A 15,451-nucleotide genomic window follows, 5' to 3' on the forward strand; every position below is an offset into this window, starting at 1 on the left:
CATGGGATAAGCAGACAGGAAACATAGAGAGAGGATTTGGTTATGACAGAACAGAAACTGTATCAGTTTTGTGATACAATGGCTGCATCTGAATACCGCTCGCTGATCCGTCCATTTCTGGATATCTCTACACTTTCAGCAAGATTGAAGGCGGAAGAATGCATTTCCACAGAATACCGTATGTGTGATGGCAGTTGGCACAGAATGCTTTTTACTGTAAAAAAAGGGATGAGTCTGGAAATGTAACCCATGTTTGTAAAATACGTGAAGAGTTGAGACGTTTTTGTATTAAATTAAAATTAGATAAAAGGCATGTGAAATACGATGATGAAAAATAACTATATAAAACAAAAAAGAAAAGATCAAAATCCGGTAAATCATTGGAAAATTTTTGAGGGACGGTTGGTATTCCTTCTGGCAATGGTGATTTTGGCTGTTGTCGCATATACTTTTATTTTACAACAAGCATATACCAAAACTGCTCTGAAAACAGAAATTGAACGAGATATTTCCAGTGCAGATGCGGTTCATAAGCTGGTAAATGACAGACTGGGACGAAAAGATTTTAATGAAATAAAAAGTAAAGCTGATGAGAATACAGAACTATTCAAGAATATGTCGACATATATGAATGAAATCAGAACGCTGAATTCTACGAGATATATTTACACAGCAACCAGAAATGAAGACGGTAGATTGATTTACGTTGTAGACGGACTGGATCCATCGGCTGGTGACGTCAGACATCCAGGAGATCCGATTGAAAAGGAGATGGTTCCTTATATAGAAAAAGCACTTTCTGGAAAAACAGTATATTCTCAGGATATTGTTGATACAACATGGGGACCTATTTTTACAGCCTGTTATCCTGTGACAGCGGAAGATGAATCTAATGAAGTGATAGGTGCTTTCTGCATAGAAATGGATATGCAGAAAGCATATGGAATGGTTGAGAAGACGAATAAGTTAAGTATTGTACTGGGATGCATTACAGCGTGTATTTTGGTAATATTATGTACCTGTGGATATTCTGTATATAAGAAGCAAAAAGAAAATGAGCAGAAACAGCAAAAACTGTTGCAGGAAGCTGCAAGACTGGCCGATTCAGCTAATAAAGCAAAATCAACATTTCTATTTAATATGTCTCATGATATTCGTACCCCTATGAATGCAATCATTGGATATGCAGAATTGGGAGAGAAACATTTAAAGGAGCCAACTATATTAGAGGATTACTTTGAAAAAATATTATTGTGCGGAAAGAAAATGCTGCATTTGATTGATAACATTCTTGAATTAGCACGAATCGAAAACAACCAGGCAACGCTGGATGAAACAATAACAGATGTTTCTAAAAACTTTGATTTATGTATTGATATGTTTAGGAAACCGATAGAAGAAAAACATCAAACACTGAAAGTCAATAAGAACATTCGATATCCATACCTGTATATGGATGATGCAAGATCATCTGAAATTACGATTAACATTTTGAGTAATGCTGTGAAATACACGGGTGAAGGCGGTAACATAAGCTGTACATTGAACCAATATCCCGGCGAAAAAGAAGGTTGGAGTGTATTAGAGCTTATCATAGCAGACAACGGAATCGGAATGTCAGAAGAATTCCAAAAACATATTTTTGAATCATTTTCACAGGAACGATCTTCGTCAGACAGCGGAATAGAAGGTAGCGGACTTGGCATGGGAATCGTGAAGAAACTGGTGGATTTAATGGATGGCAAGATCACAGTTCAGAGCAAACCGGGAGCAGGTTCTACTTTTACAATCACGCTTCCATTAAAAATAGCAAATGCGGAAGAAAGGAATCCGAAACATGCAGACGGTCAGTTGAATATCAAAAAACTGGAAGGAAAAAGGGTTCTTTTGGTAGAAGATAATGACTTGAATGCAGAAATTGCAACGGAACTTTTGACGGAAGAGGGAATCATGATAGAAAGAGCGGAGAACGGCGTTGCATGTATTGATATGTTTAACAAAGCAAAGCAAAATTACTACAGTCTGATTCTGATGGATATTCAGATGCCGATTATGAACGGATATGAAGCATCCAGGAGAATTCGAGAACTGAAAGACGGTAACAAATCGCAGATTCCAATTGTTGCAATGACAGCAAATGCGTTTGAAGAAGATAAGAAGATGGCTTTGGCAAGTGGCATGAATGATCATGTTGCAAAACCAATAGATATGAATGTATTATTGCCGACTATTATGAAATATATGTAAAGGAAGAAAGAAGGACACTGATTTTGTAGTCAGTGTTCTTCTTACATATCAGTCGACTAAAGAAAAACATTTTATCCAGTCCATTCTTTTTTGTCAGTTTTCTGCCGGCAAGTCAGAGAGCAGGACATTTCCGTTGACGGTACTTGCCTGAATGGTGAAGGCAGAAATACCGGAGCGGGTGAATGTTTTTGTGTAGGATTCCGTTCTTCCATTGGAGACGAGGCGGATTTTTCCGGTTGTCGTGGATGCATGAATGGACGCATCGGCAAGGTCGTGCGGGAGATGGAGTTTCACGGAACCGTTGACGGATTTTGCTGTCAGGGACTCGGAACAGGTTCCCTCGAAGAGGACTTTGCCGTTGACACCGTTTAAAGCTGCGCGGGAGCAGTCGCCGGTGATTTCAAGTCTGCCGTTTGTGGCGGAAACATCGAGGCTGTCTGTGCGCAGACGGGTCAGGACGATCTTTCCGTTCGCAGCCTGTATGCGGCAGCTGGATGCGGAAAGGGAATCGCCGGTGATTTTGCCGTTTGTGGCGGAAATTTCGAGCGTAGTAAGGGAGAGGGTATCAAGCCCGGTCGCGCCGTTCAAAGAGCGGAGCGTCAGCTTCTGTACGGTGGACGGCACCTGGAAGGAGAACACCTCTTTCTGGTGATTATTGCAGAAAAGATGTTTCCAGAATACGGAAGGGATGAGCTTTTTCTCTCGCAGACAGAACGTATTGCCCTCAATGCCTGCTTCGAAGCGGTCCGGATCGAAGTCGCCGGAAAAGTCAAACTCAACCGAAGCGGAAGTGCCCGGAGCAAAGTCGGCAGAAGCGTTCCGCAGGGAGATTTCCATAGCGGTGATGGCGGTGGAAGGGGCGTACGGGTAGTTCGGATGTGTTTCTTCAGAATTGGAGTGGGTTTTCTCCTGTGGCAGCACGTTTGCAACAGGCTGCTCCGTTGTGGCATATTCCTGACGGAAAAATTCGAGGACATCGTCGACATTGCCGAGTTCCGCACAGATTTCCTCATCGGAGAGACCCTGGCTGCGGGCGTCGGCGAAATGGGATTCGAAATCGTTTAAAATTTCCTCTGCGGCGGCAGAATCAAAGGATGCAAGGCCCTGTTTCAATGCATTCATATAAGTTTCATACGTTGTATTCATCATGATTTTCCTTTCTATCGTCAGATCGTTTCATCTGAAATCAGTCGGTTGATCTGCTGGGTGAAATCCAGCCATTCCTGTTTTTTCTCCTGCTGATAAGCTGTTCCTGCTTCAGTCAGATGGTAATATTTCCGGGCAGGGCCGGATGCGGATTCCTGTAGATACGTTTCCACGTAACCGGCTTCCTTGAGTCGTTTTAAAATCATATAGAGCGTTCCTGCGGCGATGGACATTTCGCGGGAAATGGCGTCTGTCAGCTCATAGCCGTATTTGTCCTCTTTTGTCAGCTGGGAGAGGACACAGAGCTCTAGGACGCCCTTTTTGAGTTGTGGATTCATATGAACACCTCCTTGTTGAGTAGATCATAACACACACTATATCATAATGCAATATAGCAAACCAAATTTTTATCCTGCCATGTGTTCGATTTTGTACATGGAAAAGCCTTGAAAAGAACCGCGGATTTCCGTATAATCAAGCAGAACCCTGAAATTTGACCGGAAAATACAGAAAAATAGAAAGATAGTAAGTTGGAAAGAAGAGGAAAAAATATGAGTGAAATGAATCAGAATAACAATGGCCCGGTAAAGGGCGCGATCCATTCGATCGAGAGCTTCGGATCCGTCGACGGACCTGGCGTACGCTACGTGATTTTCGTGAAGGGCTGCAACATGCGCTGCCAGTTCTGCCACAACCCGGATACCTGGACGATGAAAGATGCCGACTGGCAGACCGCAGATGAGGTGCTGAAAAAGGCGCTCCGCTACAAAAATTACTGGGGCGAAAAGGGCGGCATTACTGTAAGCGGCGGAGAACCGCTGCTGCAGATCGACTTCCTGATCGAGCTGTTCCGCAAGGCAAAAAAGAACGGCGTTCACACAACGCTGGATACCAGTGGAAATCCGTTCACAAGAGAGGAGCCGTATTTCAGCAAATTTAATGAGTTGATGAAATACACCGACCTGCTGCTGCTCGATATCAAGTTGATTGACGACAAGGCGCACAGAGAGCTGACCGGCTGCACCAACGAGAACATCCTCGACCTGGCGCGCTACCTTGACGAGATCGGCAAACCAGTCTGGATCCGCCACGTCCTCGTCCCGGAACGCAGCGACTACGACAAATATCTGATTCGCCTCGATGAGTTTTTACACAGCCTGCACAACGTACAGCGCGTAGAGGTTCTCCCATACCACACCCTCGGCGTATTCAAATGGGAAACCTTAGGAATCCCATACAAACTCGAAGGCATCAATCCGCCGACCAAAGAGCGCGTGGAAAACGCCAATAAACTGCTGCATACGGCGGAATATACGGGATATCTGAAATAAAAAGCAGAACAACAAGAAAAAAATGTGAAAAAGTAACAATTTTTATAAAAACTTTATAGTATTTCTGTTCAAAAACCAGAAGAAAAGGAGTATAATTTCTGTTATGGACGAGAGCATGGTTACAATGTGGCGGACATGACAGGGACGACAGCAAAAACACTACGAACCTTTTTGATTCGCCGCGGCAGTTGCTGCATCCACCAAAAATAAGAGCAAAAAGAAAGAAGGATTTACAATGTTTGGTTCAAAAGAGGCATCGGAAGACAAGCTGAAAAAAATGGTGGAAAAAGGAAAATGGGACAAATTAAGAAAACAGTATCTGGATTCGGACAAGACAACGCAGGTAGCGCTTGCAAAAGCCTGTGCAGCTTCGAGAAATGATGGTTCTGTTAATATTCTGACTTCTCTTCTGGAAGTAGACGATGTAGACGTAAAAATCGCGGCCGTTACGAGCCTTGGTGAGGTTGGAGACGATCACGTAACAGCACTGATCCGTCAGCTGGCCGTCAAGACACCGGCAGATCAGACGGAGCTGAAAGCAGCGATCACAAAAGCGCTGGAGAAGATTGTCGAAAGAGCATAAGAGCAGGATCAGTGAAAAAAAGGAAAGGCGAAGAAGTTTCTGTAAAAAGAAGCTCCTTCGTTTTTTTGTTGCAAGGCATATCAGAATCTGCTCCAGCGGATTGTTTTTGCCCGAACAGAAATCTTACAAAATCGTAATAATAATGCAGTTGTATCTATCCCGCAAAAAATGCTATAGTGAAAATAACACAGACACAAAAGCAGAACGCGGAGCGAAAAGCATCCGCAGAAAAAAGGGAGGAAACAAGATGGAATTTGTATTCGAACATGCAACCATGATTGCCGTGATCGCCGTTGTGGTGATCATTCTTGCCATTCTGGCGAGCGGTTATGTGAAGGCGCCGCCGGATACCGCATTTATTATTTCCGGTTTCCAAAAAGGCCAGCGGATCCTGATCGGTAAAGCCGGCATCAAGCTCCCATTCTTTGAGCGGCTGGACAAGCTGAGTCTGAAGCTGGTAGCGATTGATGTGAAGACGAGCGACGCCGTGCCGACCGCTGACTACATCAATATTCAGGTGGATGCAGCCGTCAACATCAAAGTCGGGGACGAACCGCAGAAGCTCCAGAAAGCATCCCAGAACTTCCTGAACCGCGACAGCGAATATATTGCCAAGGTTGCAAGAGAAGTCCTTGAAGGAAACATGCGTGAGATCGTTGGAAAGATGCGTCTGGAAGAGATGGTTTCCGACCGTCAGAAGTTTGCGGAGCTGGTCAAAGAAAATGCAGAACCGGACCTGGCTGCGATGGGACTTGACATCATCAGCTTCAACGTACAGAATTTCGTTGATTCCAATCAGGTCATTGAAAACCTCGGTATCGACAATATCGTAAAAATCAAGAAATCCGCGGCGATCGCCCGTGCCAATTCCGAGAAAGAAATCAAAATTGCCCAGGCGCGTGCAAATAAAGAGGCGAACGATGAGCGCGTTCTTGCCGAGACTGAGATCGCAAAGAAAAACAACGATCTGGCAATCAAGTCGGCAGAGCTGAAAAAAGAGTCCGATATCAAAAAGGCAGAGGCAGATGCAGCGTACAAGATTCAGGAAGAGCAGCAGAGAAAAGAGCTGGAAATCACTTCCGCGAATGCGAACATCGCCCGTCAGGAGCGCGAGGTTGAGCTCCGTGCCAGAGAAGTAGAAGTAACCGAGAAATCCCTCGAGGCAGAAGTCAAGAAGAAAGCCGAGGCCGAGCGTTACGCAAAACAGCAGCAGGCAGAGGCAGATTTGTACCGCCGTCAGAAAGACGCAGAGGCAGACCAGTTCGAAAAAATCCGCGAGGCGGAGGCAAAGAAAGCCCAGGCAGAAGCCCAGCGCTATGCGATGGAGCAGGAAGCACTCGGTATCAAGGCAAAAGGTGAGGCGGAAGCCGCATCCATCCGTGCCCAGGCACTTGCAGAGGCCGAAGGTATGGAGAAGAAAGCTGAGGCTTACCAGCGCTACAACAAAGCCGCAATGGCAGAGATGATGATCAAGGTTCTGCCGGAGATCGCCGGAAAGATCGCAGAGCCGCTCAGCCAGATCGACAAGATTACGATCATCGGCGGCGGAAGCGAAGACAACGGCATCGGCTCCGTAGCGGGCAATGTGCCGGTGGTGATGGCAAAGCTGTTTGAGTCGATGAAAGAGGCGACCGGTGTCGATCTCTCCGAAATCATGAGAGCCGATACATACGATGCAAAAGTAAACCGCAACATTCAGATCTCCAGCCCGGAAGAGCTCAAAGAGTATCTGAAAGCAGAAGCCGGAAAGGCAGCAGCGGATGCAGAAAGCCCGGAAAAAGCGGAAGCATCCGAACCGGTGCAGAAAGACGGCAGCGAGCAGTAAATCCAGAACGGATCATAAAAACAGAAAAAGAGGCAGGGATCCAGAAAAATTTCTTGAGGATCCTGCCTCTTTTGACGTATAGATCGGAAAAAGTTATTCGGCGCCTTTTTCCAGCATGCTCATGAACTCTTTTGCCGCCTGCGGGATCGGCAGATGGGAGCTGTGGGCAACGACAAGCTGGCGCGGCGGAAGCTCCTCCACGAGGTCGAGCTGGAAGGCCGCCGTCTCTTTTACAAGGCAGTAGTCCGGCACAAACGCGATGCCAAGGCCGATACTCGCCAGGTCGATCAGAAGATCGTTGCTGCCAAGCTCAATTTCCGGCACGAGGTCGAGCTGGAACCGCTGAAACTGGCTGTGCAGGAACTCACTCGTCGTACTCTTGCGGTCGAGCATCAGAATCGGGTACTGCAGCAGCTCTTTTAAGTGAACCGGCCTGTTTTCCAGTTCCGGGTAATATTCGCCGTTCGCGATGAAGATATCGTGGAACGAATGAATCGGAATCGTGTGAAGACGGCTGGAAAGATGCGAGTTTGGATAATTGGTCACGATGAAATCCACCTGGCCGGATTCCAGCAGATCGACACACTGGGTCGAAGTCTGGTTTGTCACCTTGATGTGGACATTCGGAAAGGAGCGGTGGAAACGGTTCAGGTACGGAACAAGGAAATAGCGGCAGATTGTGTCGCTCGCGCCGATGCGGAGCTGGCCGCCGCCAAGCGTTCCCGCTTCCATAATCTGTGCTTCACCGCGCGCAATCAGGTTGATCGCAGGCTCTACGTGGCGCAGCAGCGTTTCTCCCTCCGGCGTTAACTGCACGCGCTTTGTACTGCGGATAAAGAGCGTGATTCCAAGCTTTTTCTCCAGAACCTTGATCGACTGGCTGACCGCCGACTGCGAGATAAAAAGCAGCTTGGAGGCCTCGGAAAAACTGAGTGTGGTGGCAACGTAATAGAAAACCTTATATAACTCGTAATTAATATCCAAAATAAGCACCTCTTATAAAATATGATATCTTCACTCTAGCACACTTCCCCGAAAGAATGCAAGAAAAAATCTGCCGGAACCGTGAACTTTTTCTCCTCTTTTTCGAGTAAGAGAAAATTCACGGTTCCGGCAGATAAGAAAGGGGAATCAGCCAAGCACTTTGGCAATGGCGCCGTCCGGCGTGCGGATCTGGCGCGTTGCAGAGTATCCGTCGAGTTTCGGCATCTGAATATCCATCAGCACCAGATCGAACTGATCCGGCGCTGCGGTGCGGAGCGTCTCAACGGCAACATCGCCGTCGTCTGCAAGGCTGACGGAAAATCCGGCGTTCGAAAGGAGCTCCATCGCGATTTCCTGTACCATATGGCTGACGTTGATCGCCATGCCAAGTCCCGTACCCTGAATGCCGCTGACCGTAGAAGTCTCCTCGCGTGTAAACGATTCAAAGAGGTGCTCCTGGAATTCCCGGCTTATGCCGATGCCGTTGTCGCGGACGTGGAATTCGTAGAGCGCATACCCTTTTTTATAGTACGGTTTCTGAATAATACGGACAATGATGGTGCTGCCGTTCTGTGTGAATTTCGTGGCATTGCTCAGCAGATTCAGCAGAATCTGGTTCAGGCGGAAAAAGGTGCTGGCCGGAGGTGGAAATCTTGTTCAGGTATTCCTGCACCTGGTCCGGCTGATTGACGTGGGCGGCAGCCAGAGCGGTAAAGCCGATGATCGCATTCATCCGAAAAAACAGATTTTGTTCCGGAATGAAAATGGGAAACAAAAGTTACTTTACATATAAAAGAGCAGAACAGGAAGAAATTTTGAAAAAAATTGAAGAAAATTACAAATTATTGTGGAATATGTGGAAAAAATATGGTAGGATGGGGGAGAAGAGAAAAGTGGTTTCAAAATGTTACTTAACGTTCAGTGAAAGTTCTATGGTTACAAAGAAAACAAAAAACAAGAGGAGAAGGAAAATGAAATTTTTACCAAAACCAAAAGAGGTAAAACTCCTGACGGGGGAACATGCACTCTGCTATGACGGCAGAATTGTACTGGATGGCAGACTGCTGGGAAATGGGGATACGTATGCGAAAGTGCTGCAGAAGGGAATCAAAAAGGAAACCGGAATGCAGTACGATATCGGATACGGCGTTCCGGGAAGAAAAGAGACCGGCGCGATTGTGCTGGAACTGGATGAGACAAGGAAAAGCCAGCAGTATGTGCTGCAGGTGACAGAGGAGGAAATCCGCATCCAGGGCGGAGACGGAGCCGGCGTGCTCTACGGTGTGCAGACGCTGTGCCAGATGATGCACGAATACGGTGCACTGCTTCCTGCCGTGCGGATCGAGGATGAGCCGGATCTGCCGGTGCGCGGCTATTATCTCGATGAGACGAGAGGCCGTGTGCTGACACTTTCCTATTTAAAACAGGTGGCAGACCGCATGGCGTACTACAAGCTGAACCAGCTGCAGCTCTATGTGGAGCACACGTATCTGTTCTCCGGACTTTCCGAGATGTGGCGCGATGAGACGCCGCTTACGGCAGAGGAAATCCGCGAGCTGGATGCGTACTGCGCAAAGCTTCATATCGAATTGGTGCCGTCGATCGCAACGTTCGGCCATCTGTACATGCTGCTCTCCACAAAGAGCTATGGCGACCTCTGTGAATTCCCAGACAGCTGGAAAGAGCCGTTTTCCTTCTGGGACCGGATGCAGCATCACACGGTGGATGTCTCCGGCGGCAGAGCGATCGAGCTGATCAAGGCCATGATCGAGGAGTACATGGCGCTTTTTGCCACGGATAAATTCAACATCTGCGCGGACGAAACGTTCGACCTTGGAAAAGGAAAATCGAAACCGCTGGCAGACGAGAAAGGCGTTCACCGCCTGTATATCGACTATGTAAAAGAGCTCTGCGAGTTTCTCGTGGCAAAAGGCAAAAAGCCGATGTTCTGGGGCGATATCATCTGCGCACAGCCGGAGCTGATCAAAGAGCTGCCAGAGGAAACCGTCTGCCTGACCTGGGGCTATGCAGCCGAGCAGAGAGAGCATGAGGCAAAAGTGATGGCGGAAGCTGGTGCAAGACAGTATCTCTGTCCTGGGGTCGGCGGCTGGAACCAGTGGATGAACCTGGTGGAGAACAGCTACAAAAATATCGCACGGATGTGCGGCTATGCGAGAAAATACCATGCGGAAGGTGTTCTGAACACAGACTGGGGTGACTGCGGCCACATCAATCAGCCGGACTTTTCCCTTCCTGGCATGATCTATGGAGCCGTCTTCTCCTGGGGAGACGATACCGACAGCTTTGAGGAGCTGAATGAACAGATTTCCCGTCTGGCCTACGGCGACCGGAGCGGAAAATTCGTTTCCTATATGGCAAAAACGGCAGAATGCTCCATCTTTGACTGGTGGGATGCCAACGTCGTTTACGAGGAAAAAGTGCTCGGTCATCCGAACAACCGGAATGCGCTGTTTGACGCGAGAATCCAGGATGAGGCGAAGCGTGCAGCTGCAAAGGAAACAATTGCGGCTCTGAAAAAAGAACTGAAAAAGACAGCCGGTGCTCTGGAAGAATCCTGCCGTCCAATGGTTCCGGTGCTGGAACTCACGATGGAAGCGATTGACATCTGGAATGAGACGGGTGCGAGACTGTGTGATATCGAGCTTGGAAAAGAAAAAGATGAGGCAGCCTGCGCGGCACTTGCGGGACGGCTGGAAACCTGGTTTATGAAGTATAAAGCGTCCTGGAGAAGCATCAGCAAAGAAGGCGATCTGCACCACATTGCGGAAATTGTATTCTGGTATGCCGATATTCTGCGGGGAAGAAAACCGTACGAAAAATAAAAAAATCTGTTTGTAAACAAAATGAACAGAAAAAGAGAATAAATGAACGATAAAAAGTAACAAAGAAAACGAAAATTTACATAAAAGTGAACAAAAACACTTGACTTTTGCGCAGAAATGGACGAAGATAGAAGTATCGGATCGAAAGATCAAAAATGTCCGTATGGCGTGACAAGAGAGAAAGAAAAAAATAATTTTCACAGAGGGAAACAATCATGAGTAAAATCATCGGAAACAATCTGCCGGATATGCCTTGGCAGGAAAAACCAGCAGGAGAGCACATGCCGGTATGGCGCTATGATCAGAACCCGATCATCGGCCGTTACGAGCAGAAACGTTCCAACAGTATCTTCAACAGCGCAGTCGTACCGTTCGAGGACGGATACGTAGGTGTATTCCGCTGCGACAGCCGTTCCATCAGCATGGACATCTTCGTTGGAAGAAGTAAAGACGGTATCCACTGGGAGATCGAGGATGAACCGATCAAATTTGAGGGCGCTGACGAGGAGATTCTGACAAGAGAGTACCGTTATGACCCGCGTGTCTGCAAAATCGACGACAAATACTATGTAACCTGGTGCAACGGCTATCACGGCCCGACCATCGGTGTTGCTTACACCTATGACTTCAAGAAATTCGTTCAGCTTGAGAACGCATTCCTTCCATTCAACCGTAACGGCGTGCTGTTCCCGAGAAAGATCAACGGCTACTACATGATGATGAGCCGTCCAAGCGACAACGGCCATACACCGTTCGGCGATATCTTTGTCAGCCAGAGTAAAGATATGGAATTCTGGGGAAGACACCGTCACATGATGAGCCCGGTCCGCGGCGATGAGTCTGCATGGCAGTGCACCAAGATCGGTGCCGGCCCGGTTCCGATCGAAACAGATGAGGGATGGCTGCTGATCTACCACGGCGTTATCACAACCTGCAACGGATACGTATATCGTATGGGATGCGCACTGCTTGATATCGACGAGCCGTGGAAAGTAAAATACAGAACGAAAGACTATATTATGGCTCCGATCACCCAGTACGAGTGCATGGGTGATGTTCCGAACGTAGTATTCCCGTGCGCAACCTTAAGCGATGCAGCAACCGGAAGAATCACTATCTACTACGGATGCGCAGATACTGTAACCGGTATGGCATTCACAACCGTAGATGAGCTGCTGAACTATGTGAAAGAGAATAGCCTTTGATTTATAAGATAACTTAAAAAGCGACAAGTCCGCCGGGCTTACGGGTGAAAGAAGCCTGCAGGTCCGGCGGACTTTCTTTTTAAAAATGACCCCATGGAAAGCATAAGGAGGCACTATGAAATTTGTAAAAGAGCGTGTGAACGTGATCTGCCAGGAACTGGCAAGACTTTCGATTTCACAGAAAATCAAAATCACCGATATGCAGGTGAAAAACGGATGCTATATCACACCGGCAGAGGCCGATGCATCAAAAGAGCCGTGGACATCGTTTGATACGGTCAATGACCGCTGGTACGGACCGGACAAACATTACTGGTTCCGCACCACCATCACCATTCCGGAGAGTTTCGATGGAAAAAATCTCTGGATGAGAGTCCATGCAGGACTGGACGACTGGGATGACGGAAGAAACCCGCAGTTCCTGCTGTTTGCAAACGGCGAAGTGATCCAGGGTATGGATATCAACCACCGCGAAGTACTTGTAAGAGAAAACGCAAAGGCCGGTGAAAAAATCCAGCTTGACCTGCAGTCCTACACCGGAACGCTGCACAGCGAGTTCCGTCTGCTGGCAGACCTTGAGGAGCATGATGCGAAAATCGAGGAGATCTATTACGACCTTATCGTTCCGATGCAGGGCCTGAACCGTATGGACGAGGATAATAAAACGCGTCTGGATCTCGAAACCGCACTGACCAACACGATCAATCTGCTGGACCTGCGCAAGCCGTACAGTAAAGAGTTCTACGCTTCCATCGAAGAGGCAGAAAAATGCATCCAGGAAGAGATCTATGAAAAAATGGGCGGCTGGGACGAAGTTGTGGCAACGTGCATCGGCCACACCCACATTGATGTGGCATGGCTGTGGACGATTGACCAGGTTCGCCAGAAATCCTGCCGAAGCTTTGCAACGGTATTAAAACTGATGGAGGAGTATCCGAACTATCACTTCATGTCGAGCCAGCCGAAGCTCTACAGCTTTGTCAAAGAAAGACACCCGGAAGTGTACGAGAAAATCCGCCAGAGAGTCAAAGAAGGACGCTGGGAGCCGGAAGGCGGCATGTGGGTTGAGGCAGACTGCAACCTGACTTCAGGAGAGTCCCTCGTGCGCCAGTTCCTGTTCGGAAAACGCTTTTTCAAAGAAGAGTTTGGCGTGGACAACAAGATCCTGTGGCTGCCGGATGTCTTCGGATACAGCGCAGCGATGCCGCAGATTCTGAAAAAATGCGGAATTGACTACTTCATGACGACCAAACTGGCATGGAACGAGTTCAACAAAGTGCCGTACGATACGATGAACTGGGAAGGCATCGACGGAAGTGAAGTATTCACTCATATGATCACAACGCTCGGCGTCGGACAGCCGGAGACGAGCTTCTTTACCACATACAACGGAATGCTGCACCCGGATGCCATCATGGGCGGATGGGACCGCTACCAGAACAAGGACATCAACAACGATATCCTGATCAGCTACGGCTACGGAGACGGCGGCGGCGGCCCGACCAGAAGAATGCTGGAGACATCCAAACGTATGGAAAAAGGCATCAAAGGTGTGCCGAAAGTACGCCAGGCATTTGCGAGAACGTATTTCGACGAGCTGCATGAGAAGGTAAAAGACAGCAAACGCCTCCCAACCTGGATCGGCGAACTGTATTTTGAGTTCCACCGCGGAACATACACCTCGATGGCACGCAACAAACGCGGCAACCGTAAGAGCGAGTACGCGATGATGGAATTAGAGCTTCTGTCCGTTCTGGCCGAAAACGCCGGAAAAGCATACCCGACCGAAGAACTGAACCGCATGTGGGAGATGATCCTGACCAACCAGTTCCACGATATTCTGCCGGGCTCCTCGATCCATGAGGTATATGAGCAGACGAAGAAAGAATATGCAGAGATTGCGGAGACATCAGCAAAACTGATCGGCGAGCGCATGGAAGCACTCTGCGGAACAAAAGACGAGAGCGTGACCGTATGGAACACTCTCGGCCACAGAAGAAACGACGTTGTTGTACTCGGTGAGACCGCGGCAGAAGCCATGACCGACGGAACCACCGTATATCCGGTACAGCAGACGAAAGACGGAGCCATTGTCTATGCAGAAAACCTGCCGTCCAAAGGATATCAGGTTCTGCGCCCGACGAGCGGAGCCGCTGCGGAAACGCCATTTGCTGTAACAGAAGCTGGAGAGGGCTATACCCTTGAGACTCCGTTCTACACGATCCAGATCGATGCAAACGGTGAATTCACTTCCTTGTTTGATAAAGAGAATGACCGCGAAGTGCTTCAGAGCGGAACAACCGGCAACGAGCTGCGTATCTATGAGGACAAACCTCTGCAGTACAGCGCATGGAACCTGGATATCTTCCATACCGAGAAATCCTGGAAGGTGGAGGGTGTACGCCGCATGGAGTGGACAGAAAACGGTCCGGTCCGCGCAACACTGGAAATTGAGCGCGAAGTGATGGACACCGTCATCCGCCAGCAGATCCATTTCTATGCAAAAGACCGCAGAATCGACTTCGAAACCTACGTTGACTGGAAGTTCGCCGAGCATGTACTGAAAGTTCACTTCCCGGTAGACGTTCACAGCGACGAGGCAACTTTCGATATCCAGTTCGGTAATGTGACAAGAAAACTGCACACCAACACAAGCTGGGATCAGGCAAGATTCGAAGTATGCGGCCACAAATGGGCTGATATCTCAGAGGGAAGCTACGGCGTCAGCCTGATGAACGACTGCAAGTACGGCTATTCCATGAAGAACCGTGTGATGACGCAGACTCTGATCAAATCCGGAACTGAGCCGAACCTGACCGCAGACCAGGAAGAGCATTTCTTTACTTACTCTCTGTATCCGCACGCAGGAACATGGCGTGAGGCAGGCACCGAGCAGGAAGCTCTGAACCTGAACGTACCGGCAAAAGCAGTTGCAGGTGCAGCAGAGAAAGACCGCATGGAATTCCTGTCTGTAGACAAACGCGACGTAGTGCTTGAGACTGTGAAGAAGGCAGAGGACGGCGACGGCGTAATCGTTCGTCTGTACGAGGTGGAGAATGCAAGAACGAAAGTGACCCTGCACTGCGCAGAGGCAATTGCATCCGCTGAGGAGACCGACCTTCTCGAGAACCCGATCGAGGGCGCGCTTGGTGTGAAGGAGAACGAGATTGAGCTTACGATCAAGCCGTATGAGATCCGTACGATCCGCATCCGCACCGCGAAGTAAGAAAACAGAAATAAAATATAGAAATCACAATTGGTCCACTGGACCAATTGTTGATATGCCG

General features: G+C 48.3%; 13 protein-coding genes and 1 pseudogene. 8 read left to right on the top strand and 6 right to left on the bottom strand.

All coding sequences use genetic code 11. From position 1 onward, the window contains the following. Positions 1-42 precede the first annotated feature (42 nt). Positions 43-246 carry a hypothetical protein gene (locus PGS38_RS12610; protein WP_022462380.1) on the top strand — a complete coding sequence of 68 codons (204 nt, stop codon included), beginning with the start codon at positions 43-45 and terminating at the stop codon, positions 244-246. Between the two features lie 78 nt (positions 247-324). Next, complete coding sequence (locus PGS38_RS12615; protein WP_118640988.1) at positions 325-2,247, top strand: hybrid sensor histidine kinase/response regulator; 1,923 nt, start codon at positions 325-327, stop codon at positions 2,245-2,247. A 93-nt stretch (positions 2,248-2,340) separates the two neighbouring features. Here PGS38_RS12615 and PGS38_RS12620 read toward each other — a convergent pair whose 3' ends face one another. Continuing rightward, positions 2,341-3,396 carry a DUF4097 family beta strand repeat-containing protein gene (locus tag PGS38_RS12620; RefSeq protein WP_082424725.1) on the bottom strand — a complete coding sequence of 352 codons (1,056 nt, stop codon included), beginning with the start codon at positions 3,394-3,396 and terminating at the stop codon, positions 2,341-2,343. A gap of 17 nt (positions 3,397-3,413) precedes the next feature. Further along, positions 3,414-3,731 (bottom strand): PadR family transcriptional regulator, encoded by a 318-nt coding sequence (locus PGS38_RS12625; protein ID WP_022463160.1) that lies wholly within the window; start codon positions 3,729-3,731, stop codon positions 3,414-3,416. Between the two features lie 213 nt (positions 3,732-3,944). Here PGS38_RS12625 and pflA point away from each other — a divergent pair, with 213 nt between their 5' ends. From pflA to PGS38_RS12640, 3 genes are all read left to right on the top strand, one after another. Beyond that, positions 3,945-4,724, top strand: coding sequence for a pyruvate formate-lyase-activating protein (gene pflA / locus PGS38_RS12630; protein ID WP_330415499.1), 780 nt, complete (start codon positions 3,945-3,947; stop codon positions 4,722-4,724). Between the two features lie 235 nt (positions 4,725-4,959). Next, positions 4,960-5,307, top strand: a complete 348-nt coding sequence (locus tag PGS38_RS12635) for a HEAT repeat domain-containing protein (RefSeq protein ID WP_022463162.1) — start codon at positions 4,960-4,962, stop codon at positions 5,305-5,307. A gap of 247 nt (positions 5,308-5,554) precedes the next feature. Next, the gene (locus PGS38_RS12640; RefSeq protein ID WP_226906392.1) at positions 5,555-7,132 is read left to right on the top strand and encodes a flotillin family protein; all 1,578 of its coding nucleotides are present in this window, start codon (positions 5,555-5,557) and stop codon (positions 7,130-7,132) included. A 93-nt stretch (positions 7,133-7,225) separates the two neighbouring features. On the opposite strand, the gene PGS38_RS12645 is transcribed toward PGS38_RS12640, so the two are convergent. The 4 genes and pseudogenes from PGS38_RS12645 to PGS38_RS12660 form a co-directional block, all read right to left on the bottom strand. Then, complete coding sequence (locus tag PGS38_RS12645) at positions 7,226-8,116, bottom strand: LysR family transcriptional regulator (protein WP_022463164.1); 891 nt, start codon at positions 8,114-8,116, stop codon at positions 7,226-7,228. A gap of 147 nt (positions 8,117-8,263) precedes the next feature. Continuing rightward, positions 8,264-8,500: a response regulator gene (locus PGS38_RS12650; protein ID WP_242998512.1), complete on the bottom strand. Its 237-nt coding sequence runs from the start codon at positions 8,498-8,500 to the stop codon at positions 8,264-8,266. Between the two features lie 48 nt (positions 8,501-8,548). Continuing rightward, positions 8,549-8,728: pseudogene (locus tag PGS38_RS17835) on the bottom strand (sensor histidine kinase); the annotation flags it as partial. Beyond that, the gene (locus PGS38_RS12660) at positions 8,640-8,849 is read right to left on the bottom strand and encodes a hypothetical protein (protein ID WP_226906391.1); all 210 of its coding nucleotides are present in this window, start codon (positions 8,847-8,849) and stop codon (positions 8,640-8,642) included. The pseudogene PGS38_RS17835 and the gene PGS38_RS12660, both read right to left, overlap by 89 nt. A gap of 238 nt (positions 8,850-9,087) precedes the next feature. On the opposite strand from PGS38_RS12660, the gene PGS38_RS12665 reads away from it, so the two are divergent. The 3 genes from PGS38_RS12665 (at position 9,088) to PGS38_RS12675 (ending at position 15,390) form a co-directional block, all read left to right on the top strand. Further along, on the top strand, positions 9,088-10,959 hold the full coding sequence (locus PGS38_RS12665; protein ID WP_117802545.1) for a beta-N-acetylhexosaminidase: 1,872 nt from the start codon (positions 9,088-9,090) through the stop codon (positions 10,957-10,959). A gap of 215 nt (positions 10,960-11,174) precedes the next feature. Further along, positions 11,175-12,164, top strand: a complete 990-nt coding sequence (locus tag PGS38_RS12670; RefSeq protein ID WP_055221374.1) for a glycoside hydrolase family 130 protein — start codon at positions 11,175-11,177, stop codon at positions 12,162-12,164. Positions 12,165-12,279: 115 nt separating this feature from the next. Continuing rightward, positions 12,280-15,390, top strand: coding sequence for an alpha-mannosidase (locus tag PGS38_RS12675; RefSeq protein ID WP_117802517.1), 3,111 nt, complete (start codon positions 12,280-12,282; stop codon positions 15,388-15,390). Positions 15,391-15,451: the final 61 nt, after the last annotated feature.

It is taken from the genome of Fusicatenibacter saccharivorans, from assembly GCF_027667425.1.
GTDB classification, from domain to species: domain Bacteria; phylum Bacillota; class Clostridia; order Lachnospirales; family Lachnospiraceae; genus Fusicatenibacter; species Fusicatenibacter saccharivorans.

What these genes read in the sequence shown, in the direction of transcription:
- PGS38_RS12610 (WP_022462380.1), top strand. Translation starts at nt 43, where the DNA reads ATGACAGAACAGAAACTGTATCAGTTTTGTGATACAATGGCTGCATCT.
- PGS38_RS12640 (WP_226906392.1), top strand. Translation starts at nt 5,555, where the DNA reads ATGGAATTTGTATTCGAACATGCAACCATGATTGCCGTGATCGCCGTT.
- PGS38_RS12660 (WP_226906391.1), bottom strand. Translation starts at nt 8,849, where the DNA reads ATGAATGCGATCATCGGCTTTACCGCTCTGGCTGCCGCCCACGTCAAT.
- PGS38_RS12615 (WP_118640988.1), top strand. Translation starts at nt 325, where the DNA reads ATGATGAAAAATAACTATATAAAACAAAAAAGAAAAGATCAAAATCCG.
- PGS38_RS12665 (WP_117802545.1), top strand. Translation starts at nt 9,088, where the DNA reads ATGAAATTTTTACCAAAACCAAAAGAGGTAAAACTCCTGACGGGGGAA.
- pflA (WP_330415499.1), top strand. Translation starts at nt 3,945, where the DNA reads ATGAGTGAAATGAATCAGAATAACAATGGCCCGGTAAAGGGCGCGATC.
- PGS38_RS12675 (WP_117802517.1), top strand. Translation starts at nt 12,280, where the DNA reads ATGAAATTTGTAAAAGAGCGTGTGAACGTGATCTGCCAGGAACTGGCA.
- PGS38_RS12650 (WP_242998512.1), bottom strand. Translation starts at nt 8,500, where the DNA reads ATGGCGATCAACGTCAGCCATATGGTACAGGAAATCGCGATGGAGCTC.
- PGS38_RS12670 (WP_055221374.1), top strand. Translation starts at nt 11,175, where the DNA reads ATGAGTAAAATCATCGGAAACAATCTGCCGGATATGCCTTGGCAGGAA.
- PGS38_RS12620 (WP_082424725.1), bottom strand. Translation starts at nt 3,396, where the DNA reads ATGATGAATACAACGTATGAAACTTATATGAATGCATTGAAACAGGGC.
- PGS38_RS12625 (WP_022463160.1), bottom strand. Translation starts at nt 3,731, where the DNA reads ATGAATCCACAACTCAAAAAGGGCGTCCTAGAGCTCTGTGTCCTCTCC.
- PGS38_RS12635 (WP_022463162.1), top strand. Translation starts at nt 4,960, where the DNA reads ATGTTTGGTTCAAAAGAGGCATCGGAAGACAAGCTGAAAAAAATGGTG.